The organism is Mesorhizobium sp. M0189, assembly GCF_040322135.1.
Lineage (GTDB): Bacteria > Pseudomonadota > Alphaproteobacteria > Rhizobiales > Rhizobiaceae > Mesorhizobium.
Genome location: NZ_JAMYSW010000003.1, coordinates 282626 through 304143, shown reverse-complemented (window position 1 = coordinate 304143; position 21518 = coordinate 282626). Strand labels below are relative to the sequence as shown.

25 protein-coding genes and 1 other RNA gene are annotated in these 21518 nt (G+C 62.1%); 15 read left to right on the top strand and 11 right to left on the bottom strand.

Going from position 1 to position 21518, the window contains the following annotated elements; all coding sequences use genetic code 11:
• Positions 1 to 71 precede the first annotated feature (71 nt).
• The 4 genes from trhA to NKJ09_RS07195 all read left to right on the top strand — a co-directional run bounded on the left by trhA (position 72) and on the right by NKJ09_RS07195 (position 3616).
• Complete coding sequence (gene trhA, locus NKJ09_RS07210) at positions 72 to 779, top strand: PAQR family membrane homeostasis protein TrhA (RefSeq protein WP_023719627.1); 708 nt, start codon at positions 72 to 74, stop codon at positions 777 to 779.
• Between the two features lie 115 nt (positions 780 to 894).
• Entirely contained in the window at positions 895 to 1920 is a 1026-nt protein-coding gene (locus NKJ09_RS07205) for a MotA/TolQ/ExbB proton channel family protein (RefSeq protein WP_023719628.1), read from the top strand.
• Between the two features lies 1 nt (position 1921).
• A complete protein-coding gene (locus tag NKJ09_RS07200; protein ID WP_352480924.1) occupies positions 1922 to 2953 on the top strand; it encodes a peptidoglycan -binding protein in 1032 nt (343 codons plus the stop codon).
• 264 nt (positions 2954 to 3217) lie between these two features.
• On the top strand, positions 3218 to 3616 hold the full coding sequence (locus tag NKJ09_RS07195) for a hypothetical protein (RefSeq protein ID WP_352480925.1): 399 nt from the start codon (positions 3218 to 3220) through the stop codon (positions 3614 to 3616).
• Positions 3617 to 3695: 79 nt separating this feature from the next.
• Here the strand turns inward: NKJ09_RS07195 and NKJ09_RS07190 are convergent, their stop codons facing one another.
• Complete coding sequence (locus NKJ09_RS07190; protein WP_352480926.1) at positions 3696 to 4046, bottom strand: DUF1304 domain-containing protein; 351 nt, start codon at positions 4044 to 4046, stop codon at positions 3696 to 3698.
• A gap of 183 nt (positions 4047 to 4229) precedes the next feature.
• Between NKJ09_RS07190 and NKJ09_RS07185 the strand changes: the two genes are divergently transcribed.
• Both NKJ09_RS07185 and NKJ09_RS07180 read left to right on the top strand, forming a co-directional pair.
• Entirely contained in the window at positions 4230 to 5714 is a 1485-nt protein-coding gene (locus tag NKJ09_RS07185; RefSeq protein ID WP_352480927.1) for a carboxypeptidase M32, read from the top strand.
• 206 nt (positions 5715 to 5920) lie between these two features.
• A complete protein-coding gene (locus NKJ09_RS07180; RefSeq protein ID WP_352494150.1) occupies positions 5921 to 7948 on the top strand; it encodes a DUF3857 domain-containing protein in 2028 nt (675 codons plus the stop codon).
• 25 nt (positions 7949 to 7973) lie between these two features.
• Here NKJ09_RS07180 and NKJ09_RS07175 read toward each other — a convergent pair whose 3' ends face one another.
• Positions 7974 to 9776 (bottom strand): ABC transporter transmembrane domain-containing protein, encoded by a 1803-nt coding sequence (locus NKJ09_RS07175; protein WP_352480929.1) that lies wholly within the window; start codon positions 9774 to 9776, stop codon positions 7974 to 7976.
• A 204-nt stretch (positions 9777 to 9980) separates the two neighbouring features.
• On the opposite strand from NKJ09_RS07175, the gene rpmE reads away from it, so the two are divergent.
• Positions 9981 to 10202: a 50S ribosomal protein L31 gene (gene rpmE, locus NKJ09_RS07170; protein WP_006327661.1), complete on the top strand. Its 222-nt coding sequence runs from the start codon at positions 9981 to 9983 to the stop codon at positions 10200 to 10202.
• A 70-nt stretch (positions 10203 to 10272) separates the two neighbouring features.
• Here the strand turns inward: rpmE and NKJ09_RS07165 are convergent, their stop codons facing one another.
• Positions 10273 to 10980, bottom strand: a complete 708-nt coding sequence (locus NKJ09_RS07165; protein ID WP_352480930.1) for a hypothetical protein — start codon at positions 10978 to 10980, stop codon at positions 10273 to 10275.
• 160 nt (positions 10981 to 11140) lie between these two features.
• Here NKJ09_RS07165 and NKJ09_RS07160 point away from each other — a divergent pair, with 160 nt between their 5' ends.
• Positions 11141 to 12214 carry a helix-turn-helix domain-containing protein gene (locus NKJ09_RS07160; RefSeq protein ID WP_352480931.1) on the top strand — a complete coding sequence of 358 codons (1074 nt, stop codon included), beginning with the start codon at positions 11141 to 11143 and terminating at the stop codon, positions 12212 to 12214.
• A 16-nt stretch (positions 12215 to 12230) separates the two neighbouring features.
• On the opposite strand, the gene NKJ09_RS07155 is transcribed toward NKJ09_RS07160, so the two are convergent.
• On the bottom strand, positions 12231 to 12872 hold the full coding sequence (locus NKJ09_RS07155) for a TetR/AcrR family transcriptional regulator (protein ID WP_352480932.1): 642 nt from the start codon (positions 12870 to 12872) through the stop codon (positions 12231 to 12233).
• A gap of 112 nt (positions 12873 to 12984) precedes the next feature.
• On the opposite strand from NKJ09_RS07155, the gene NKJ09_RS07150 reads away from it, so the two are divergent.
• Together NKJ09_RS07150 and NKJ09_RS07145 are read left to right on the top strand one after the other, a co-directional pair.
• Complete coding sequence (locus NKJ09_RS07150; RefSeq protein ID WP_352480933.1) at positions 12985 to 13818, top strand: Rossmann-fold NAD(P)-binding domain-containing protein; 834 nt, start codon at positions 12985 to 12987, stop codon at positions 13816 to 13818.
• Position 13819: 1 nt separating this feature from the next.
• On the top strand, positions 13820 to 14299 hold the full coding sequence (locus NKJ09_RS07145; RefSeq protein WP_352494149.1) for an anthrone oxygenase family protein: 480 nt from the start codon (positions 13820 to 13822) through the stop codon (positions 14297 to 14299).
• Between the two features lie 20 nt (positions 14300 to 14319).
• Here the strand turns inward: NKJ09_RS07145 and NKJ09_RS07140 are convergent, their stop codons facing one another.
• The 3 genes from NKJ09_RS07140 to NKJ09_RS07130 form a co-directional block, all read right to left on the bottom strand.
• Complete coding sequence (locus tag NKJ09_RS07140) at positions 14320 to 14631, bottom strand: Rdx family protein (protein ID WP_352480935.1); 312 nt, start codon at positions 14629 to 14631, stop codon at positions 14320 to 14322.
• The gene (locus NKJ09_RS07135; protein WP_352480936.1) at positions 14628 to 15377 is read right to left on the bottom strand and encodes a YebC/PmpR family DNA-binding transcriptional regulator; all 750 of its coding nucleotides are present in this window, start codon (positions 15375 to 15377) and stop codon (positions 14628 to 14630) included. Before NKJ09_RS07135 ends, NKJ09_RS07140 begins: the two co-directional genes overlap by 4 nt.
• 233 nt (positions 15378 to 15610) lie before the next feature.
• Positions 15611 to 15934, bottom strand: coding sequence for an ArsR/SmtB family transcription factor (locus NKJ09_RS07130; RefSeq protein WP_352480937.1), 324 nt, complete (start codon positions 15932 to 15934; stop codon positions 15611 to 15613).
• Between the two features lie 51 nt (positions 15935 to 15985).
• Between NKJ09_RS07130 and NKJ09_RS07125 the strand changes: the two genes are divergently transcribed.
• Genes NKJ09_RS07125 through NKJ09_RS07110 form a run of 4 tightly spaced genes read left to right on the top strand, consistent with a single transcriptional unit; the run spans position 15986 to position 17806 of the window.
• On the top strand, positions 15986 to 16468 hold the full coding sequence (locus tag NKJ09_RS07125; protein ID WP_023719640.1) for an SRPBCC domain-containing protein: 483 nt from the start codon (positions 15986 to 15988) through the stop codon (positions 16466 to 16468).
• A 28-nt stretch (positions 16469 to 16496) separates the two neighbouring features.
• Complete coding sequence (locus NKJ09_RS07120; RefSeq protein WP_023719641.1) at positions 16497 to 16889, top strand: VOC family protein; 393 nt, start codon at positions 16497 to 16499, stop codon at positions 16887 to 16889.
• Positions 16890 to 16944: 55 nt separating this feature from the next.
• A complete protein-coding gene (locus NKJ09_RS07115; protein WP_023719642.1) occupies positions 16945 to 17307 on the top strand; it encodes a VOC family protein in 363 nt (120 codons plus the stop codon).
• Between the two features lie 31 nt (positions 17308 to 17338).
• Entirely contained in the window at positions 17339 to 17806 is a 468-nt protein-coding gene (locus NKJ09_RS07110; protein ID WP_023719643.1) for an SRPBCC family protein, read from the top strand.
• Positions 17807 to 17827: 21 nt separating this feature from the next.
• On the opposite strand, the gene NKJ09_RS07105 is transcribed toward NKJ09_RS07110, so the two are convergent.
• From NKJ09_RS07105 to ssrS, 4 genes are all read right to left on the bottom strand, one after another.
• Positions 17828 to 18592 carry a TerC family protein gene (locus NKJ09_RS07105; RefSeq protein WP_352494148.1) on the bottom strand — a complete coding sequence of 255 codons (765 nt, stop codon included), beginning with the start codon at positions 18590 to 18592 and terminating at the stop codon, positions 17828 to 17830.
• A 70-nt stretch (positions 18593 to 18662) separates the two neighbouring features.
• Complete coding sequence (locus NKJ09_RS07100; protein ID WP_023678036.1) at positions 18663 to 19487, bottom strand: TIGR00282 family metallophosphoesterase; 825 nt, start codon at positions 19485 to 19487, stop codon at positions 18663 to 18665.
• 81 nt (positions 19488 to 19568) lie between these two features.
• A complete protein-coding gene (locus tag NKJ09_RS07095) occupies positions 19569 to 20156 on the bottom strand; it encodes a 5-formyltetrahydrofolate cyclo-ligase (protein WP_023719645.1) in 588 nt (195 codons plus the stop codon).
• A gap of 80 nt (positions 20157 to 20236) precedes the next feature.
• Positions 20237 to 20392, bottom strand: a non-coding RNA gene (gene ssrS, locus NKJ09_RS07090) — 6S RNA.
• A 176-nt stretch (positions 20393 to 20568) separates the two neighbouring features.
• On the opposite strand from ssrS, the gene NKJ09_RS07085 reads away from it, so the two are divergent.
• Positions 20569 to 21408 (top strand): AAA family ATPase, encoded by an 840-nt coding sequence (locus tag NKJ09_RS07085; RefSeq protein WP_352494147.1) that lies wholly within the window; start codon positions 20569 to 20571, stop codon positions 21406 to 21408.
• Positions 21409 to 21518: the final 110 nt, after the last annotated feature.

Sequence of the window (21518 nt, the reverse complement as noted above, 5' to 3'; positions counted from 1 at the left end):
GTCGCAAAACCGCAACCAAAGCTTGAAATACTGTCCCGCGGCCGCCCAGATAAGGCGACGCAGGATCATCGATGACGAACAGCCGGCCCACATCCCAGAGCGAATTATCCCAGCTCGACATCCCCTTCATGGGGCGCTGGCATTACTCGCGCGCCGAGATCATCGCCGACGGTATCGTCCACGCCGTGGGCATCGTGCTGGCGATCGCTGCCGGCTCGACGTTGCTGGCACTGGCCGCCTATCGAACCGGCCCCGGCGAATATGTCGCCGCCGCCTTCTATGTGGTCTCGCTGCTCACCGTGCTGTCGGTTTCGCTGGCCTATAATCTGTGGCCGGTATCGTCGCCGGCGAAATGGATATTGCGGCGCTTCGACCATGCGGCGATCTACCTGCTGATCGCTGCGACCTACACGCCGTTCCTTGCCCAGCTCGGCGGCTCGCCGCTGGCTGTTTCGATGATCGTCCTGGTCTGGATCGCCGCGACGGTCGGCATCGCCATCAAGGTCTTTCTCCCCGGCCGTTTCGACCGGCTGGCAATCGTGTTCTATCTCGCCATCGGCTGGAGCGGCATCGTTCTGGTGGAGCCGCTCCTACGGACGCTGCCGGCGACATCGATCGCCCTCATCGTTGCCGGCGGCATCGTCTATTCCTGTGGCGTGATCTTCTTCGCCTGGAAAGGCCTGCGCTTCCACAATGCGCTGTGGCACGGCTTTGTCGTCACCGGCGCCGGCCTGCATCTGGCCGCCATGGTCGACTGCCTGGTCATCAACCGGCTTTGACCTCCGGTCGCGGACAGTGGCAATATTGCCAAGCGCCATTCAATTTCGTCACAATTCCGTTTAGAGTCGCAAACACAATGTGATCGGCGGCGATGGCATCGGAAACGGGGCACGGATGACTTTACTCAGATCCTTCGGCATGGGCAGGCGCTCCGACGTTCTGATCTACGACCCGCACAAATTGTCGAGCCCGCAGGTCTTTCTGCTGACCATGGTGATCTTTCTGTTCATCGTGGCCTTTATCGCCGCCATCCTGACCCGCCAGATCTCGACCGCCTTCGTCACCAATCCCGGCCTCAACGGCCTGATCATCGGCGTGCTGGCGGTCGGCATCCTGCTGGCCTTCGTCCAGGTCGGCCGGTTGTTCCGCGAGGTGCGCTGGGTCAATTCGTTCCGCGCCGGTTCCGAAACCACCGAACCCGTGCTGCTGGCGCCGATGAAGGCGATGATCGGCCGCTCCTCGACGATTGCCTTCTCGACCAGTTCGATGCGCACCATGCTGGATTCGATCGCCACCCGCCTCGACGAAAGCCGCGACACCTCGCGCTACCTTGTCGGGCTGCTGGTGTTCCTCGGCCTGCTCGGCACCTTCTGGGGCCTGCTCAACACGATCGGCTCGATCCGCGAAACCATCGAGTCGCTCGATCCCGGCACCGGCGACGCAGCGGCCGTGCTCGAATCCCTGAAGCAGGGGCTTTCCGCCCCTTTGGCCGGCATGGGCACCGCTTTCTCGTCGTCTCTGTTCGGCCTGTCCGGCTCGCTGGTGCTCGGCTTCCTCGACCTGCAGGCCGGCCGCGCCCAGACGCGCTTCTATACCGAGCTCGAGAACTGGCTGTCCTCGGTCACCGACCTGTCCTCCGACATCGTCGTTGCCGACGCGGCCAAGAGCGAACCCTCCGATGAAATCCGTCTGTTGTCGGAAAAGCTGCGCACCCTGCAGGAGAATGGCGGCGGCTCCAATCCGCGCGTCGCCACCGCCATGGCCAATCTCGCCGACGGCATTTCTGGCCTGGTCAAGAACATGCGCTCGGAACAGCAGATCATGCGCGACTGGGTCGAGGCCCAGTCCGACGAGCAGAAGGCGATGCGCAACACCCTGGAGAAGATCGCCGACGCCTTGAAGAAACCTGGAGTGCATTGACGTGGCGTTGGCACGAGGCCGGCGCTCCGACCGCCGCATCGATTACTGGCCTGGCTTCGTCGATGCGCTGTCGACGCTGCTGTTGGCGATCATGTTCCTGCTCACGGTTTTCGTGCTGGCGCAGTTCCTGCTCGGCCGCGAGATCTCCGGCAAGGACACGGTGCTCAACCGCCTCAACTCCCAGATCAATGAGTTGACCCAGCTTCTGGCGCTGGAGCGCTCGACGACGCAGGACAAGGAGGACACCCTTGCCAATTTGCAGGCCTCGCTGTCTGCATCGGAGGCGGAAAAGAGCCGGCTCGAACAATTGCTGGCGCAAGGCGCTGGCGCCGGCGACGCCGCCAACCAGCGCGCAACGGCACTTTCCGGCGAGCTCGACAGCCAGCGCCAGATCAGTCAACAGGCACTGAGCCAGGTTGAAATCCTCAACCAGCAGATCGCGGCGCTACGCAGGCAAATCGGAGCACTCGAAGAAGCGCTCAACGTGTCCGAAACGCGCGATCGCGAGTCCAACACCAAGATTGCCGATCTCGGCCGCCGCCTCAACGTCGCGCTGGCGCAACGCGTGCAGGAACTGAACCGCTACCGCTCCGATTTCTTCGGCCGCTTACGTGAAATTCTCGCCGACCGCGAGAACATCCGCATCGTCGGCGACCGCTTCGTCTTCCAGTCGGAAGTGCTTTTCCCGACCGGCTCCGAAGTGATCAACGATGCCGGCAAGGTCGAAATGAAGAAGCTCGCCGATGCCATCATCGAATTGCAGAAGGAGATCCCGCCGGAGATCAACTGGGTGCTGCGCGTCGACGGCCACACCGACAACAAGCCGCTCTCCGGCACCGGCCGCTACCGCGACAATTGGGAATTGTCGACGGCGCGCTCGACGTCGGTGGTCAAGTTCCTGATCGAGAACGGCGTCCCGGCCAACCGGCTGGTCGCCGCCGGCTTCGGCGAATTCCAGCCGCTCGACCCCGCCGATACCGAAGAGGCGCGCAACAAGAACCGCCGCATCGAGCTGAAGCTGACCGAGCGGTGATCTGCAAGCCTTTGGCTCGTTACATGCACCGGATCGAGCCGGCTCAAGTCGGCGGCATCTAGGGCACTGGTGCGGCAGCGGCAAGAGCTGAAAAAATTACCTTTTTTTAATTACACTTTGCCACCACCACCTTTTAGCCTTGGTCATGGGCCGAGAACCGCCGGCGGTGGAACCGCTCATCGCGACCCGACGGAACCTGACGGCCCGCGGCCGGAAGGCGGGCCCCTCCCAACCACCGCCTTCCCCAGTAAAGGAGACGCAACCATGCGCTTCTTCGCTCCCAGGAACCTCAGGACTGCTACGCTCGCCACACTTCTCCTCGCCGTTCCGTTTGCTGGCGCTTACGCCGGCCCGCGTGTGACGGCCTTGATCAATCAGATCCAGAGCGTGGAGACGGGTATCCAGGGCGCCATCCGGGCGAACAAGCTCGAGCCGGGCGAGGCGCGTGACTTGCGCACGCAGGTCGCTCAACTCGATCGGGCCGCCCAGAGGGCCGCGCGCGATGGAACGATGCCGAGCACGCAATATCAGCAGTTGCTGGCGCAGCTCGACGATGTCAGCCAAAAGCTACGCGCTGATACCGGCAGTGCCTTCCTCATCGGCAACGGCGGCGATGGCGGATACTATCCTAACGGCTACGGCCCAAACTATCCAGGCGGCTGAGATCGGCCGCAGCGCCCGGCGCTGTGGCAATTGATTTTGCGTATGATCCTTTTCCAGTTTTCGGTTCAGGGATCATGCGCTAGCCCAACGCCAGCGCAATCAGCGCCAGCATTGCCGGCACTGTCTGGATGAACAGGATTTTACGGCCCACCGTCGCCGCGCCGTAGAGACCGGCGACGGCGACGCAGAGCAGGAAGAAGACTTTGAACTGGAAACCGGCTTCGCCGAGGTAAAGCCCCCAGATCAGCCCGGCTGCGAGAAAACCGTTGTAAAGTCCCTGATTGGCCGCAAGCACTTTCGAGGCACTGGCGAATTCCGGCGTCAGCTTGAATACCATGTGGCCGCGCGGCGTGTCCCACAGCACCGTCTCCAGATAGACGATGCAGAGGTGGATCACGGCCACCAGCCCGACCAGCACATTGGCGATCATATCTCGTCTCCCCCATTGCGGTCTGCCGCCGCCGACGACATTGATCACGCACGCCACGCTTCCGCAAGATGCCGTTCGGCCGTTGCGGCCGGCAGTCAATGCATCGGTCGCAGACGGTCTTCAGGGGTTGCCAACACTTTTGCGTTGGTATCTTTTCCCGCCGTCAAATCAGCGGAACCCACCATGTCCTTTCAAAAACTCGACGACCTCGGCCACAAGCTCGAAGCGCTGGAACATGCCCTCGCCATTCTCGGCGCCGACGAGGCGACCCATATGGCGGTCGGCGGCGGCGAGAAGCGCGCCGAGGCGATGTCGGCGCTTGCCGGCATGCACCACACCCAGGCGACTGCGCCGGAGATTGCCGACTGGATCGCGGCGGCCGAGCAGGAGGCGTTGAACGAAGAGCAGCAGGCCGCGGTCAGGGAATTCCGCCGGCAGTACACCAACCTGACCTGCCTGCCGGTCGAGTTCGTCGAGCGCCAGACGACTGTACGCATGCGCTCCGAGCAGCTCTGGCGCGACCTGCGCGCCAAGAACGACTGGGCCGGCTTCCTGCCGGCACTCGAAGGCGTCGTGGCGCTGGTCCGCGAGGAGGCGACACTTCGCGCCGAGGTGCTCGGGCTCGAGCCTTACGACGCGCTGATGGAGCAATATGACCCGGGCAATCGCACCGCCGACATCACGCCGGTGTTTGCCGAGTTGAAGGCCTTCCTGAAAGGCTTCGTACCGGAGGCACTGGCCGTGCAGGAAGAGCGGCTGGCGAAACATCCGCTAAAGCCGCTTTCCGGCAGCTACCCCTTGGACAAGCAGCGCGAGCTTGGCCTCGCCATGATGGCGGCAGTCGGCTTCGACCTCACCCACGGCTCGCTGTCGGTTTCGCACCATCCCTTCTGCGGCGGCGTGCCGAGCGACGTGCGCATCACCACCCGCTACAAGACCTCGGATTTCCTGTCGGCGTTGATGGGCGTGCTGCACGAGACCGGCCATGCGCTGTACGAGCAGAACCTGCCGAAGGCGTGGGCACACTGGCCGCTCGGCAGAGCGCGCGGCATGGCGGTGCATGAAAGCCAGAGCCTGTTCGTCGAAAAGCAGATCGGCCGCAATCCAGAATTCTGGCGCTGGGCGCTGCCGGTGGTCGAAAGGCACCTCGGCGAGAGCTGGACGATCGACGACATCCTGCCGCATGTGCACCGGGTCGAGCGCGGCCTGATCCGCGTCGATGCCGACGAGGTCACCTATCCGCTGCACATCATCCTGCGCTACGAGCTGGAGCAGGAGCTTGTCTCGGGGCGGCTTGAGGCAGCCGACCTGCCCGAGGCCTGGGATGCCAAGATGCGCGATTATCTCGGCCTGTCGACATCAGACAATCCGGCTGATGGTCCGATGCAGGACGTCCACTGGCCGGGCGCCGCCTTTGGCTATTTCCCTTCCTATACGCTGGGCGCCATGATGGCGGCGCAGCAATGGGCGGCACTGACCAGAGATCATCCTTCAGCCGACGAAGACCTCGCCAAGGGAGATTTCGCCGCGATCAACGACTGGCGCCGCAAAAGGATCTGGTCGCAAGGCTCGCGCTGGTCGACGCCGGAACTGCTCGAACGCGCCACGGGCGAAAAGCTCAATGCCGTGCATTTCACCGATCATCTGAAGAAGCGGTACGGTAACTGAGTCGCTTCGTCTGTTCCTGGTTCTTGCTGCGGTGACTGCAGAAATCCGCGAAACTGGCCTTTACTTTGGCAGGAAAGCCTCTGAAAAAGGAGTTCTTCCAAGTTGGGCGAGCGTAGATGTCTGCCTGTTACAGTTTTCGTAGGATGAAGTCTTTCTGGCCCCGCTTGGTATTTTTCATCTTGTTGATCGGCCTGAGTTCTCCGGCCATGTCCGACGACATGGTTCTCAAGGGCCCCGCGGAAAGCTGGGTAATGCAGGTTGATATTCCGGCTGCCGATCCCACCCGATCGGATCAAATCAAGAATGGCGTTTCATGGCTGCTCTCGGACGACCAGATCAAGCATCGCGCCGGCGGCTATGTCGAGTACTCGCGCACAGTCTATAAAATCGTTGACCGTCCCGGGCTGGATCGGGGCGCGAGTATCGATCTGCAATTCGATCCGTCCCGGCACAAGGTCACGCTCAACCATCTTCACATCATCCGCGACGGCGCCGTTTTGGACCGGCTGGAAGACGTCGAATTCGACATCTTCCGCAGGGAAAGAGATGCCGAGAAAGGCGTCTTCGACGGCTGGCTGACAGCACATGTCAACATCGATGACGTGCGCGCCGGCGACATCGTTGATTACGGATCGACCTATGAGATAACGCCGCTCGTTGGCAAGGATCTCTTCTTCAAGAATTTCTCCACCGAATGGGAAGAGCCGGTAGCGCTTATCCGCACGAGCATCATTTGGCCTTCGGGCCAGCCGCTCGAGACCAAGACAAGGGGGACCCAACTCAAGCCTTCGATCTCGTCGACAGGGCCGGACACGACCTATCTGTGGGAAATTCCAAACCCGAAACCGGTCAATGTCGAGGACAACCTGCCCGTGACATATCCAGGCTGGGGCTCTATCGATGTCGCATCGACCGCGAATTGGCAAAGTGTGGTCGATGCTGTTGCGCCCTATTACAAGCCAGCGACCGTTTTTCCCTCGGCTTTTGCCGCAAAGCTCGACGACATCGCACTGCGGCATCCAGTGCCCGAAGACCGGATGGTCGAGGCAATGCGGTTGGTGCAGGACCAGATCCGCTATGTAAGCCTGTCGATGGGTGCCGGTTCCTACATTCCGCGTGATCCCGCGACCGTCATCCTGAGCGGGTTTGGTGACTGCAAGGACAAGGCACTGCTGCTGGTTTCTTCGCTTGTGCGGCTTGGCATTGCTGCCGAGGTTGCCCTGGCCGATCTCGACGAAGGGCGGGCCCTGGACCAGCATCTGCCGGCGCTTCGCGATTTCGACCATGCCATCGTCAAGGCGAGGATCGGAACAAAGACATATTGGCTGGATGCTACCGACTATCTTCAGGGCGGCAAGGCGCCCAATCTCGCACAGTCGGACTACGGCTTCGCGCTGCCGCTTTCCAGCACCGGCGGATTGGAGAAGATGCCGAGTCCTGTGCTTACCAGCCCATCGATCCAGATCGCCGAGGACTTCGATTTTCCGCGGAAACCGGGCGATCCCCTCGTGCTGACGGTCTTCTCGACATATCAGGACGCCGATGCCGATTGGATGCGCGGCAATTTGGCCAGCCGGTCGCTGAGCGAGGTGTCGGACGCCTACCTGAAATACTACAACAAGCAATATCCGGGCATCCAAACCGTCGCCAAGCCGGAAATCGTGGATCGCCGCGACGACAACATAGTGAGCGTGAAGGAAAGTTATCGCTTGCCGGCAGAGGCGCTGGCGGCCAACGATCTGGCAAAGAATTTCCCGATCCGCGCGGCCGATCTCGGCAACAACTCTCTTCCAACCCCGACAATCGTCGACCGAACCGGGCCCGTCTCCATCGGCCCCCAGTTCTACCGGCGTCACAAGATAACGGTGCGCAACCTCAAGGCGAGGTTTTCCGGCGAGTCGATGAAAAACGTCGTGACGCCCTATCTGTCTCTCAAGGCGTCCTGGTCCAACACGCCCACCGAATTTCAAGTCGAATGGAACTTTCAGAGCCTGGCAACTGAAGTGCCGGCCAAGGCGATTGCCGACTATCTGAAAACCGTCGATGACGTCGCGGACGAAATCCGGTGGCAGTACGATTTTACCTATGAAGAGCCGCCTGCCGATGTGCAGCTCAGCGATCCGGCAAAGGAGCAGCGCCAGACCGTCGCCAGCATGCTTTTGTTGTCGTTGCTTGTCGGCGTTCCCCTGTTCATCGCCTATCGACGCGGCAAACGCCGAGCTTTCGGTAGCTGAAGAATCCCAGCGGTCGCTGGGGGACCTACTCGGCCGCGCCCCTGAAGGCATTCGCCCCGGTTTCGAACTGCAGCTTGGCCAGCCGCGCATAGATGCCGCCCTTGGCGACCAGGCTCTGATGCGTGCCTTCCTCGACGATGCGGCCGCCATCCATGACCAGGATGCGATCGGCCTTCAGCACGGTTGCCAGCCGATGGGCGATGACGATCGTGGTACGCCCCTGCATCAGCCGGTCGAGCGCCGTCTGCACCAGCGTCTCGCTTTCGGCATCGAGTGCCGAGGTCGCCTCGTCGAGCAGAAGGATCGGCGCATCGCGCAAAATGGCGCGGGCGATCGCCACGCGCTGGCGCTGGCCGCCCGACAGCGTCACCCCGCGCTCGCCGACCTGGCTGTCATAGCCCTTTTCGAGTTTCAGGATGAACTCGTCGGCAAGCGCGTCTTTCGCCGCCGCCTCGATCTCGGCCTGGCTGGCGCCAGGCCGGCCAAAGCCGATATTGTCGCGCGCGCTTGCGGCAAAGATGGTGACATCCTGCGGCACGATGGCTATGCGCGCGCGGATCGCGGCCGGATCGGCCTCGCGCAGATCGACTCCGTCGATGACGATCCTGCCGGCTTCCGGATCGTAGAAGCGCAGAAGCAGCGAAAACACGGTGCTCTTGCCGGCGCCGGATGGTCCGACGATCGCCACCGTCTCGCCGGGTTTGACCTGAAAGCTGAGGCCATGGACGGCGGCGCGGTCGGGCCGGGCCGGATAGGAGAAGGAGACATCGTCGAAGCTGATCGCGCCTCTCGCCTTTGCCGGCAGCGGCTTCGGATCGGCGGGCGCCTGGATCGCGGGTTTCTCGGCCAGGATCTCGGTCAGCCGTTCGGCAGCGCCTGCTGCCTGGGACAGTTCGCCCCAGACCTCCGACAAGGCGCCGAGCGCGCCAGCAGCGAACACCGAATAGAGCAGGAATTGGCCAAGCGTACCTGGCGACAGCGTGCCGTCGAGCACGTCGCGCGAACCGAACCACAGCACCGCCACCACCGAGGAAAAGATCATGAAGATGGCGAAGAAGGTGAGAAAGGAGCGGGCAAAGATCGAGGCCCGCGCCGCTTCGAACGCTGCTTCCACGGCGGATGAAAAATACCCGGTGACAAGCTTCTCGTTGGTGAAGGCCTGCAGGGTGCGGACCGCGCCGATCTGCTCGCTGGCATAGGCGGTGGCATTGGCCAGAGTATCCTGCGCCAGCCGTGACTTGCGCCGCACCGAGCGGCCGAAGGCGACCAGCGGCAGCACGATTAACGGAATGGCCGCGATGACCAGGCCGGACAGTTTTGGGCTGGTGAAGACCATCATCGCCACGGCGCCAAGGCCGAGGATGACGTTGCGCAAAGCCACCGAGGCGGTAGCACCCACGGCCGATTTGACCTGTGTCGTGTCGGCGGCGAGCCGCGAGACGATCTCGCCCGACTGGGCCGTGTCGAAGAAGGAGGGCGACAGCGTCGTGACGTGGGCAAAGACATCGCGGCGGATATCGGCAACGACGCGCTCGCCCAGCGTGATGACGAAATAGTAGCGGCTGGCAGACGCCGCCGCCAGCACGGCGGCCATCACCACCAGCATGGCGAAATATTCGGCAATGAAGCTGGAATCGGAAGCGGAAAAGCCGTGATCGATCATCCGCCGCACGGCCAGTGGCAGCGCCAGCGTCGTCGCCGCCGCGACGGCCAGCGAGATGATCGCGCCGATGACCATTTTGCGGTAATGGGTGATGTAGGGAAACAGGCGCTGCAGCGGCCTCAGCGAGCGCCTGCGCTCGTCTGCATCGCCGCTGATGTTCGCCATGACCGTGTCCTTTGGCCTTTTGAGGTTTGCGCCATCAATATGCGCTTGCCGCGGCCTTGTGATTCAATTCCGGCTGATGTATAGGCTCGCCGACCGTTTTAGAAGCCGTGGCTCCTCAATAGCTGCGGCTTCGAGTTTTAAAAAGGGGCGCATCGACGCAGGCTTCAGCCCGTCGGCAGCACCCGGCAAGCTAGGAACAGAACCATGAAGACCGACATCCATCCCGACTACCACACCATCAAGGTCGTCATGACCGACGGCACCGAATACATGACCCGTTCGACCTGGGGCAAGGAAGGCGATACGATGAACCTCGATATCGACCCGACGACCCATCCGGCCTGGACCGGCGGCCAGCAGACCCTGCTCGACCGCGGCGGCCGCCTGTCGAAGTTCAAGAAGCGCTTCGAAGGTTTTGGCCTGTAAGGTCGAAGAACGCTCAAGCCGCATTGGCTGCCTGCAGATAAAAAACCCGCCCTTGTGGCGGGTTTTTTATTCAGCGGATCGTCGCGCGAACGAAATCGCCCTTGATGACGATCGAGGGTTTGGCGCCGGCGGTGTTGGGAAGCGAACTGTCGACGAAGGACGCCAATGCTGTCACCGAATAGCTGATCGGAACCTGCTGGCCGAAGGACAGCGTGGCTTCCAGCGCCTTGCCGGCAATCGCGATGTTTTCGTCCTGCCGGATGCTGCCATAGAAGAGATTGACCTTCAGCGCCTCGCCCTTGAGATCGATGCTCGAAGCATGCCCGTCGAGTGAAACATCGGCGGCCTTGCCGGCGATGGCGATAGTAGAGAAATTCCCCGCCATGTTGGCTTGCAGCGCCGCTTGGTCGATCGACACGGAACTCTCGGGTTGGATGTTGGCGTTGATCTCGACCACGCAGTCCGAAGGATCCAGCCACGAGGAGGGAGCAACATCGATGCGTAGCGTCGAGGCCACCAGCTTCATGTCGCTGGCGGAACGGCAGTCACTGGCGAACCAACTCGAATACCAGCTCGCAAACCAGCCTTCACGGCGGCCGCTGATCGTCGCGTGGTAGGGTGCCGCGGACGAAGTGGTGAGCTTGACGGAACTGGCTTCGCCGGTGATGACGACGGCGCTCACCCCGACGAGATCGAGCGTCTTGGAGGCCTCACCGGTCGCCGGCGATGCCAGGGCAACGCCGGCAAAAGGCAGCAAGACGAGAATTGCGGATTTCATCATTGTCTCCGATCATGTTGGGCGGTCGCGACTGGACCGTGGCGTTGTCGAGATGATCTGAAACGTCGATTTCCGCGACCTTGATCGCGATCCGGGACGACCGCGAACGCAATCCGGGTCATTGTCGGCCGCTGCCCGCTTTGGAACCACGCTTGCGATCATGATCTTCATTCCCCTGCCATTCGTCGTTGCCCTGTTGCTGGTCATCCTGCTCGTGCAGATGGTCCGCCGAAACGAGGCCGATCTGCGTGAAAACATCGCCTTCATGCTGCTGATCGCCGCCTATGCCTTGCAGTCGGTGCTGATCGGCATTCGCTGGGGTTATGATGTCAGGGCAATCATGCCGTTCCAGTCGGTCCTGGCGACACTGATCGCACCCCTTGCCTGGATAGCCTTCAGCGGTTTGACAAAGGAACCGTCCGCGCATCGCCTGGCATCACTCTGGCCGCATTTGCTGCCGGCCTGCCTGGTTGTCCTGCTCCTGATCTTCTGGCGCGAGCCGGTCGGGCCGGTGATCATCCTCGTTTTCCTGTCCTATGGCGCCGCCCTTCTTTGGCTAGCGCTGGCCGGTCCGGATGTTCTTGTCGAATCGCGTCTCGACGGCGTCTTGCGGTCCTACCGATCGCTGTTGGTGACGGCGCTGGCGATCCTTGCATCGCCGGTCACCGACATCATCATCAGCTTCGACCTCGAATGGACAGGTGGCACTCATTCCGGCGCGGTGATTGCCGCCGCCAACGTCCTAGCGCTGATGCTGCTCGGCAGCGCGGCCGCTGTTGCCAGCGAAACCGCTGCTTCCGACGAAGAGGAAGAGGATGTGTCGCACGCCCAAACCACGCCACGGGTGACCAGCGAAGATTCCGCGGTCGCGGCGGCGGTCGACGCGCTGATGACATCGAAATATCTCTACAAGGATGTCGATCTCAACCTCGGGCGCATCGCCAGGCGGCTCGGCCTCCCCGCACGGCAAGTGTCATCGGCGGTCAATCGCGTCCACGGATCGAGCGTATCCCAATACGTCAACGGCAGGAGGATCGATGAGGCCCGCCGCTTGCTCGCGGCGACCGACGAACCGATCACCCGCATCATGCTCGACGCCGGTTTCCTCAGCAAATCGAACTTCAACCGTGAGTTCCTGCGCATCACCGGCCTGAGCCCGAAGGCATGGCGGCGGAAGTATCGGCCGCCGAAGGGCACGATGCCGGCCATCTCCTTGCCAGGCAAGGGAAAATGAATGCGCGCGGCGCCGGTCAGGCGCCGAGCAACTCTCGCAGAGCCATCCGCTTGTAGGCCGCAACCAGCCTGTCACCCTCTTGCCGGTCGACCGAAATCGCAAGCCGCATTGCGGCCTCGCCCATCTGCCAGATGAGAAATGCCGTCGTTTCCAGCGCTTCCGGATCGGCGGACGGCCGCAACCGCTTCAGCACCGTGGTGAGGAATTCGGCGTTGGCCCGGCTGTCGGCAAGCTCAAGCTCGCGCAATGCTTTGTCGGCCTGTGTCCCCGACCAGATGTCGCGCATCACCGGCTCGGCCAGGAATAACCGGTAGTAGATATCCACCAGCTCCGAAAACGCCTGGCGCAAGCCGTCGGCGTCACTGACGTCGGCAAGTGCCGCCGCGATGCAGGCCTGGCTTTCGGCGGTGTAGCGTTCGGCCAGCGCCCAAATGATTGCCCGCTTGTCCGGGAAGAACTGGTAGAGCGAGCCGATCGACACGCCAGCCCTCTCGGCCACCTCGCCCATGCGCATCGCATCGCTGCCTTGCTCGGCGATCAGCGCCGACGCTGCGGCCAGCATGCGCTCGACCCGCTCGCGGCTACGCTGCTGGCTCGGCGTTCGGCGCGGCGATGCGATCTGGCCATCCTGTGAATCCGATACGGCAGAGCCTTCCATCACTGTCTCCAGGCGAACAATCAACAAATTGGCTTGACTCGCAAAATACGAGGGTTTATCACGTTTGGCAAATGTGAGGATTGCTCACATTTGCAAACTGAGGAAAATCGACATGAACCCTACTGTAACGAAACCAACTTTGATCCTCGGCGGCACCGGCAAGACCGGCCGCCGTCTCGCCGAGCGGCTGACGGCGCGGGGCCTGCCGGTAAAGATCGGCTCGCGCTCGGGTACGCCGCCCTTCGACTGGGAAAATAGCACGACCTGGGAACCCGCACTTGATGGTGTGGGCGCCGTCTACATCAGCTACTATCCTGATCTTGCGGTGCCCGGCGCGGCCGACACGGTCGGCGCCTTCTCTCGTCTTGCCGTGGAGTGTGGTGTGCGTCGGCTGGTACTGCTGTCGGGGCGCGGCGAAACGGAAGCACAGCGCGCCGAAGAGATGCTCAAAGCTTCAGGCGCCGATTGGACGATCCTGCGCTGCGCCTGGTTTTCCCAGAACTTCAGTGAAGGCTTCCTCGTCGAATCTTTGCAGGAGGGCGAGGTGGCGTTGCCGGTCGGCAGTGTGGGCGAACCATTTGTGGATGCCGACGATATCGCGGAGGCCGCCTTTACCGTGCTAACCCAGCAAGGACATGTCGGAGAGCTCTATGAGCTGACCGGGCCGCGGCTGCTGAGCTTTGCCGACGCGGTCGCCGAGATCGGCAGGGCCGCCGGCCGCGACATTCGTTTCAAGCGGGTTTCCCATGCCGAGTTCACCACCGCCATCGCCGAGCACGAGTTGCCGGCCGAGTTCGCCTGGCTGCTCAACGAGCTGTTCACCGAAGTGCTCGACGGCCGCAACGAAACGCTGACCGACGGCGTCCAGCGCGTGCTCGGCCGCGCCCCAAAAGACTTTTCCACCTACGCAACCGAAACCGCCGCCACGGGCATCTGGAGGAACTGACATGATCATGAAACTGCTTCCCACCCTCACCTTCGTCGCTGCCATTGGCTCAGGCGTTGTCGGCGGCGTTTTCTTCGCCTTCTCCAACTTTATCATGCCGGCGCTCGCCCGCTTGCCTGCCGGAGGCGGCATCGCCGCCATGAATTCGATCAACATCACCGTGATTACGCCGGCATTCATGACCGCGCTATTCGGCACCGGGCTGGTCTGTCTTGTGCTTGCCGCCGGCGCTCTTATCGGCTGGAGCCAGCCGGGCGCGTTCTGGCTTCTCGCCGGCGCCCTGATCTATCTCGTCGGCAACCCGATCGTGACGATGATGTTCAACGTGCCGCTCAACAACGCCCTGGCCGCCGTCGATCCGGCAAGCGCCAACGGCGCCGCGCTATGGGCCACTTATCTCAAGGACTGGGTGATGTGGAACCATGTCCGCACCATCACCGCCATCGTGGCGCTGGGCTGTTTTATCTTCGCGTGGCGGTGAATGCCGGGGCAAGAAGACCCTCAGGCAGGGTCCTTCGACTTATGACCCTTGCGATCGGCATGGCCGAGATCGCGATCCGGATCGATGACGTCGCGAACCAGTTGCTTGAGTTTTGCGGCGTCGGGAAAACCGCCGTCACGTTTGCGGTCCCAGACCAGCGTGTCATTGCAGGAAATGGTGAAGATGCCGCCGGTGCCGGGCACCAGCGCCACTTCGCCGAGATCGGTGCCGAACGTGGACAGCAGCTCCTGCGCCATCCAGCCGGCCCTGAGCAGCCACAGGCACTGCGTGCAATAGGTGATGCGGACTGTAGGCAGCGCGTGTTGGGTCATGCCGCGCTGAGCTTCGCCAAGGTCTCCTCGTCGACCTCGAAATTGGCGTAGACGCTCTGCACGTCGTCGTCATCTTCAAGCGTCGCGACCAGCTTCATCAGCGATTGTGCCCGCTCCTCGTCGACCGCGATATTGGTCTGCGGCTTCCAGATCGGCTTCACCGATTCAGCCTCGCCGAGCGCGCCTTCCAGCGCCTTCGACACCTCGCCGAGATTCTCGAAGGCGCAGTAGATCGTGTGGCCTTCCTCGTCCGACTGGACGTCGTCGGCGCCGGCCTCGATCGCCGCGTCCATCACCTTTTCGGCGCTGCCGGCCGATGCCGGATAGTAGATCTCGCCGATGCGGTCCCACATGAACGACACCGAGCCGGTCTCGCCCATCGCCCCGCCGGCCTTGGTGAAGGCAGCGCGCACATTCGACGCCGAGCGGTTGCGGTTATCGGTCAGCGCCTCGACGATCAGCGCGACGCCGCCCGGCCCATAACCCTCGTAGCGCACGGCCTCGTAGGTCTCGGCATCGCCCATCGACGCCTTGTTGATGGCGCGCTGGATGTTGTCCTTCGGCATCGACACCGCCTTGGCGTTCTGCACCGCAAGGCGCAGGCGAGGGTTCATCGATGGATCGGGCGTGCCGCTCTTGGCGGCGACGGTGATTTCGCGCGCCAGCTTGGAAAACATTTTCGATCGCACCGCATCCTGACGGCCCTTGCGGTGCATGATGTTCTTGAATTGTGAATGGCCAGCCATGGCACTCCTGTCGTCTTCTCGGCTAGAGCATCCGCGGCCTGGTGAACCACCCGGCGCCTTGCAAAATGCTCGAATTCAAAATCTCAGAACGTCCTGCTGCGTCCGGACGGACGTACGGCGCTCTATGTCGGAATGGCCGGCTTATAGATAAATCGGCTCAATTCGTCCAGCCGCGCCGTGGCAGACGACACGCAAGGGCTTGAGACCCGAAAAAGGCAGGCTTCGGCGGCCGTTCACCCCTCCAGATCGGACTTCAGCCGGTCGAGAATGCTGATCGCGTGCGTGGCATACTGGCTGATCCAGCGGTCGTGGATGTGCTTGATCGGCAGCGCGTTGAGATGGTTCCAACGCTCGCGGCCCTCGCGCCGCGCCACGACCAGGTCGGCCTCCTCCAGCACTTTCAGATGCAGCATGATCGTGCAGCGGTCCATGTCGGGGAAGGCATCGCACAACATGCCGGTGGTCTGCGGCGCATCCTTCAGCCGGTCCAGCAACTCACGCCGGCGCGGATGCGCCAGCGCCTTGAAAACATTGTCGTCCTGCGAATGGCTTGACATGTTATGTTTCTATAACATATCGTTGAACCCTTCAAGGAAGGAGCTGTGGATATGTCTCTTGGATTCAGGGTTTCCGGCCGCATTGGCAAGCCGGTCGCCGAAGTCTTCGACGCGGTCGTCAATCCGAAGAAGCTTAGCGGCTATTTCACTACGATCGGCGGCGCCAGCGCGCCGCTGGTGGCTGGTGCCGGTGTTGTCTGGTGGGGCAAGGTCCCCGTCGAGGTCGACGAAGTGATCAAGGACAGCCGCATCGTGCTGCACTGGGACGCCTCCGATGCCGACGGCAAGCCAGCCTACAAGACCCGCATCGAGATGAATTTCGAACCGCTCGATGATGGCGGCACCTTTGTCACCATCGCCGAGACCGGCTGGCGCGAGGACGCGGTCGGCCTGAAGAAGTCCTATCTCAATTGCGAGGGCTGGTCGCAGATGCTGGCCTGCATGAAGGCCTATGTCGAATACGGCATCAATCTGCGCGACGGCTATTACCGCAGCGAGATGAAGGGCGAGCCGGCCAACGAGAACAACATCTGAAAAACCACCAAGATGACGGAGGCCTGCGATGAAGCAAGTGACGCCATTTCTGATGTTCGAGGGCAAGGCCGAAGAGGCAATGACCTTCTATTGCGAGACGATCCCCGACAGCAGCGTCCTTGACGTCACACGTTACGGCTCCGGCGAAGACGGCCCGGAAGGGACGGTCAAGCTGGCGCGCGTGTCCATAAGCGGTCTGGAAGTGATGGTCTACAACAGCCCCGTGCACCATGCCTTCACATTCACGCCGTCGGTCTCGATGTATGTGGATTGCTCCACGGAGGCAGAGCTGAACGGCATTGTCGAGGCCCTGGCCAAGCACGGCAAATTTCTGATGCCGCTGGACAATTATGGTTTCAGCCGCCGGTTTGCATGGCTCAACGACAGGTTCGGAGTCTCCTGGCAAATCAATTTGGCATAGCGGGTTCTGGACCGAACCGGCCAATCGAACCTGAACACGGGAATGGAGCCAGCAAATGACCGCGAAGATCAGCGGCGGCATCAACATCGCCATGAAAGTGCCGCCACATCAATACCAGGCAACGATCGCCTTCTATCGCGACGTCATCGGCCTGAAGCCATTCACGGCCAAGGCGCCCGCTATCGGCTTTGAACTCGGTCCCAGTCGCCTGTGGATCGACGAGGCGCCGATGCTTAGTCAGGCCGAGGTCTGGCTGGAACTGTTCACCGATGATTTTCCAGGCGCGGCGGACCATCTCGCCAGGGCCGGCGTCGTGCGCTGCGACGCCATCGAGGCACTGGGTGAAGGCTTTCGCGGCGGCTGGATCACCAACCCGGCCAACATCATTCACCTCGTGCGCGAACCCGATGCTTGGTGAACCGGGGCGGCGCCGTGGAAAGGAGGACGCTATGGAAATCCGTGAAACACCGACCGCCGAAGCCGGCATGCTGATAAGGCGGCCGGTCGCCGACGCGTTCGAAGCTATCGTTGATCCGGCGATCACGACAAAATTCTGGTTCACCCACGGCAGCGACAGGCTGGACAGCGGCAAGGAAATCCATTGGGAATGGCGCATGTATGGCGTCTCGACGACGGTAACGGTCAGCGAGATCGTGCCGAACGAGAAGATCGTCATGCAATGGAGCGATCCGCCGACCACGGTGGTGTGGACCTTTACCGAGATGCCGGGCGGCACGACCTTTCTCGAGGTCCGCAATTTCGGCTTTGCCGGCAGCCCCGATGAGCAGGTCAAGCAGGCGATCGACTCGACCGGCGGTTTTGCGCTGGTGCTCGCCGGCGCCAAGGCGTGGCTCGAGCAAGGCCTGACGCTTGGCCTGACCGGCGACCGCCATCCGAAGGGTTTGCCGGGGCATTAGGTCAACCGCGGTGGGCCATCCTCAGTGCCCGCCGCCCTTTGCCTTCTTCCGCCGCCGGGCCAGCATGTTGAGCCCTTCGACCAGTGCCGAAAAACCCATGGCAGCGTAGATGTAGCCCTTCGGAACGTGGTAACCCATGCCGTCGGCGATCAGCGTCATGCCGATCATCAGCAGGAAGCCGAGCGCCAGCATGACGATGCTGGGGTTCCTGGCGATGAAATCGGCCAGCGGCCCGGCCGCCAGCATCATCACGCTCACCGCCACGATCACCGCGATGTACATGATCGCGATTTCGTCGGTCATGCCGACCGCGGTGATGATTGAGTCGATCGAGAAGACGAGGTCGAGCAGCAATATCTGGAAGATGGCGCCGGCCAGCGAAAGCTGCAGCGTTTCGCCCATCATCGTGTCCTGGTGATCATCGAGATCGACCGTGTGGTGGATCTCCTTGGTCGCCTTCCAGACGAGGAACAGGCCGCCGGCAATCAGGATCAGGTCGCGCCATGAAAAGCCGTGGCCGAAGGCGGTGAATATCGGCATCGTCAACTGGACGATGATCGAGATGGTGGCCAGCAGGATCAGCCGCATCACCAGCGCGGCGGAGATGCCGAGCCGCCGGGCGCGGGCTCGCTGCGCTACCGGCAATTTGTTGGTCAAAATCGAGATGAAGATCAGATTGTCGATGCCGAGCACGACCTCCAGCACGATCAGCGTCAGCAGCGCGACCCATGCCGTCGGGTCGGAGACAAAGGCGAAATGCGGCGCCAGGAATTCGACTAGCTGCATGGAGGTCGTCCCCTCTACGATCTAGAGCAGTTTCGCCGGCAATTGGGTATTGCAAGCGTCCATATCAATGTCACGACCAGAAGGAAGGAGCCGTTTCCTCCAGCCGCGGGCCGCGGCGAAACGGCGCGATCCGTTCAGTCAGGCCGCTACGGTCGGAAATGTCGACGCCGACGCCGCACAATGTCGCCGGTCCGGTCGACGCCTCGAAACGGCCTTTCGGCACCTTGGACAAAAACCGGTTGAGCGGCTCCTCCTTGTCCATGCCGAGCGAGGAATCGTAATCGCCGCACATGCCGGCATCGGAAATATAACCGGTGCCGCCATTGAGGATCTGGTGATCGCCGGTCGGCTGATGCGTGTGGGTGCCGACAACAAGGCTGGCACGGCCGTCGACGAAATGGGCGAAGCACATTTTTTCCGAGGTCGCCTCGGCATGGAAATCGATGACGATCGCATCGGCCTGCTCGCCAAGCGGACAAGCGGCAAGTTCGCGCTCGCCGGCCTGGAATGGATCGTCGAGCTCGGGATGCATGAACACCCGGCCCATGATGTTGGCGACCAGCACGCGCGCGCCGTTCCTGGCGATGTAGACGCCCGAGCCGCGCCCCGGCGTGCCTTTCGGGAAATTGGACGGACGCAGGAAGCGTTCCTCGCGCGGCGCGAAAATCAGCGCATCGCGCTGGTCCCAGACATGGTTGCCGGTGGTGACGACATCGGCGCCGGCCGAGATCGTCTCGCGAAAAATCTCCTCGGTGATGCCGAAGCCGCCGGCGGCGTTCTCGCCATTGACGATGACGAAGTCGAGTTTGAAATCCGAGATCAGGCCGGGCAGTTGTTCCCACACCGCCGTACGTCCTGTCTTGCCGACCATGTCGCCGAGGAAGAGAAGTCTCATATAAGCGTGATCCCGAACCGAAGGTCAGCGAAGCAAAAAGCTGCATGACTTTCGGAAAAGACCATGCGTCCAGGAACTTATCTACAATTTCGGCGCGAACAGGCGCAACCCGCTCTCGGTGAGTATTTCCGGAATGATCACGTCATGCGGCTCGTCCGGCACCAGGGCCACCTCCTGGCAGTCGAAGGCAATGCCGATCAGCCGCGGCTGCTGTCCGTTGTCGGCCAGCCGCGCGATCGCCCGGTCGTAATAGCCGGCGCCGTAACCGATGCGGTGGCCGCGCGCATCGAAGGCGGCAAGCGGCACCAGCATCACCTGCGGATCGAGTACCTCGGCTTCCTCATGCGGCCCGACGGTGCCGAAGCCCATGTCGATCATTGGCGCGCCGCGCACCAGTTCGCGAAAAACGATGGTGGTCTTGTCGAGAATGGCCGGCAGGCAGAGCCTCGCGCCCTTCTCGCGCAAGGCAAACATCAGCGGCCGGACGTCGACTTCCGAGCGCATCGGCCAGAAGCCTGAGACGATCTGGCCCGGCTCGACGGTGATCCGGTCGCGCGCCGTCTCGGCCATTTCGAGTGCTGCCTCTACCCGCCAGAACGGATCGAGCGCGTCGCGGCGCCCGAGGGCTTCGTTGCGGAGATTTTTTTTCAGGTCTTTTCGGAAGGTCATGGAGCCAGGATAGAAAAAGTCGGATCTGGACGGGGTTTTGGGAGCGACGTTTCCTACCGCATGGCCCACTGAAATGTGAGTGACGATCCACACAACCGGTGGAGAGAGCGATCCCGGGAACCTACAAAGTAGGTGGGCGCCGTATGAGAAAACCCACGGGTCTTCCCAGGGACAGCTCCCTAGGGATCATTAAGGCCCCGGGGAAAATGTTCTCCTGCCGGGAAGCGCAGACCGTCCCCGCCAATATAGGCAGACGGCAGGCCCAGCGCCAGAGAGACGACACGCTTCGAGTCTTAAATCGACGCAGAACCCCTCAACGAGGTCAGCGCCGGCAAGATCCCCGCTTCGCCAGCAGCGCCTTGCACAGCGAAGGCCGCGTCCTTAGGGTCGCGCGATGAACCCGGGAGCAAAAATGCGTTTCGAAGGCACGGCAGCCTATGTTGCCGACAAGGATCTGATGGTGGCGGTCAACGCGGCGATCGCGCTGGAGCGGCCGTTGCTGGTCAAGGGCGAGCCCGGCACCGGCAAGACCGAACTTGCCCGCCAGGTGGCGGCAGCGCTCGGTCTGGATCTGATCGAATGGCACGTCAAATCGACCACGCGGGCGCAGCAGGGTCTCTATGAATACGATGCCGTCTCGCGGCTGCGCGACAGCCAGCTCGGCGACGAGCGCTTCAACGACATTCGCAATTACATCAAGCGCGGCAAATTATGGAATGCCTTTGCCGCCGGCAAGAAAGTCGTGCTTCTGATCGACGAGATCGACAAGGCCGATATCGAGTTCCCCAACGATCTGTTGCAGGAATTGGATAGGATGGAGTTCTTCGTCTACGAGACCGGCGAGACCATCCGCGCCACCGTCCGGCCGATCGTCATCATCACCTCCAACAACGAGAAGGAATTGCCGGACGCCTTCCTGCGCCGCTGCTTCTTCCACTACATCCGCTTCCCCGACGTCAACACTTTGCACAAAATCGTCGACGTGCATTATCCCGGCATCAAGCAGAAACTGGTGCGAGCGGCATTGACCCAGTTCTATGAGATCCGCGATGTGCCCGGCCTGAAGAAGAAGCCGTCGACCTCCGAGGCACTCGACTGGATCCGCCTGCTGGTCGCCGACGACATCGCGCCCGAGGACCTGCGCGCCGACCCGAAGAATGCGTTGCCGAAACTGCATGGCGCGTTGCTGAAGAACGAACAGGACGTGCATCTGTTCGAGCGCCTGGCCTTCATGGCGAGACGGCAGGGGTGAGGGGCTGGTCAGTCGGAAGCCGACGAAAGCCCTCGGACAGCGGTTTCCCGTCGCTGGACCGTTGCCCTTGGTCAGGGACGGAGGCAGCTTCGGGTTGCCGAGTTCAGAGG

Coding starts and splice junctions, on each gene's coding strand:
- trhA (WP_023719627.1), top strand. CDS start 72: ATGACGAACAGCCGGCCCACATCCCAGAGCGAATTATCCCAGCTCGAC.
- NKJ09_RS07205 (WP_023719628.1), top strand. CDS start 895: ATGACTTTACTCAGATCCTTCGGCATGGGCAGGCGCTCCGACGTTCTG.
- NKJ09_RS07195 (WP_352480925.1), top strand. CDS start 3,218: ATGCGCTTCTTCGCTCCCAGGAACCTCAGGACTGCTACGCTCGCCACA.
- NKJ09_RS07190 (WP_352480926.1), bottom strand. CDS start 4,046: ATGATCGCCAATGTGCTGGTCGGGCTGGTGGCCGTGATCCACCTCTGC.
- NKJ09_RS07185 (WP_352480927.1), top strand. CDS start 4,230: ATGTCCTTTCAAAAACTCGACGACCTCGGCCACAAGCTCGAAGCGCTG.
- NKJ09_RS07180 (WP_352494150.1), top strand. CDS start 5,921: ATGTCCGACGACATGGTTCTCAAGGGCCCCGCGGAAAGCTGGGTAATG.
- NKJ09_RS07175 (WP_352480929.1), bottom strand. CDS start 9,776: ATGGCGAACATCAGCGGCGATGCAGACGAGCGCAGGCGCTCGCTGAGG.
- rpmE (WP_006327661.1), top strand. CDS start 9,981: ATGAAGACCGACATCCATCCCGACTACCACACCATCAAGGTCGTCATG.
- NKJ09_RS07165 (WP_352480930.1), bottom strand. CDS start 10,980: ATGAAATCCGCAATTCTCGTCTTGCTGCCTTTTGCCGGCGTTGCCCTG.
- NKJ09_RS07160 (WP_352480931.1), top strand. CDS start 11,141: ATGATCTTCATTCCCCTGCCATTCGTCGTTGCCCTGTTGCTGGTCATC.
- NKJ09_RS07155 (WP_352480932.1), bottom strand. CDS start 12,872: ATGGAAGGCTCTGCCGTATCGGATTCACAGGATGGCCAGATCGCATCG.
- NKJ09_RS07150 (WP_352480933.1), top strand. CDS start 12,985: ATGAACCCTACTGTAACGAAACCAACTTTGATCCTCGGCGGCACCGGC.
- NKJ09_RS07145 (WP_352494149.1), top strand. CDS start 13,820: ATGATCATGAAACTGCTTCCCACCCTCACCTTCGTCGCTGCCATTGGC.
- NKJ09_RS07140 (WP_352480935.1), bottom strand. CDS start 14,631: ATGACCCAACACGCGCTGCCTACAGTCCGCATCACCTATTGCACGCAG.
- NKJ09_RS07135 (WP_352480936.1), bottom strand. CDS start 15,377: ATGGCTGGCCATTCACAATTCAAGAACATCATGCACCGCAAGGGCCGT.
- NKJ09_RS07130 (WP_352480937.1), bottom strand. CDS start 15,934: ATGTCAAGCCATTCGCAGGACGACAATGTTTTCAAGGCGCTGGCGCAT.
- NKJ09_RS07125 (WP_023719640.1), top strand. CDS start 15,986: ATGTCTCTTGGATTCAGGGTTTCCGGCCGCATTGGCAAGCCGGTCGCC.
- NKJ09_RS07120 (WP_023719641.1), top strand. CDS start 16,497: ATGAAGCAAGTGACGCCATTTCTGATGTTCGAGGGCAAGGCCGAAGAG.
- NKJ09_RS07115 (WP_023719642.1), top strand. CDS start 16,945: ATGACCGCGAAGATCAGCGGCGGCATCAACATCGCCATGAAAGTGCCG.
- NKJ09_RS07110 (WP_023719643.1), top strand. CDS start 17,339: ATGGAAATCCGTGAAACACCGACCGCCGAAGCCGGCATGCTGATAAGG.
- NKJ09_RS07105 (WP_352494148.1), bottom strand. CDS start 18,592: ATGCAGCTAGTCGAATTCCTGGCGCCGCATTTCGCCTTTGTCTCCGAC.
- NKJ09_RS07100 (WP_023678036.1), bottom strand. CDS start 19,487: ATGAGACTTCTCTTCCTCGGCGACATGGTCGGCAAGACAGGACGTACG.
- NKJ09_RS07095 (WP_023719645.1), bottom strand. CDS start 20,156: ATGACCTTCCGAAAAGACCTGAAAAAAAATCTCCGCAACGAAGCCCTC.
- NKJ09_RS07085 (WP_352494147.1), top strand. CDS start 20,569: ATGCGTTTCGAAGGCACGGCAGCCTATGTTGCCGACAAGGATCTGATG.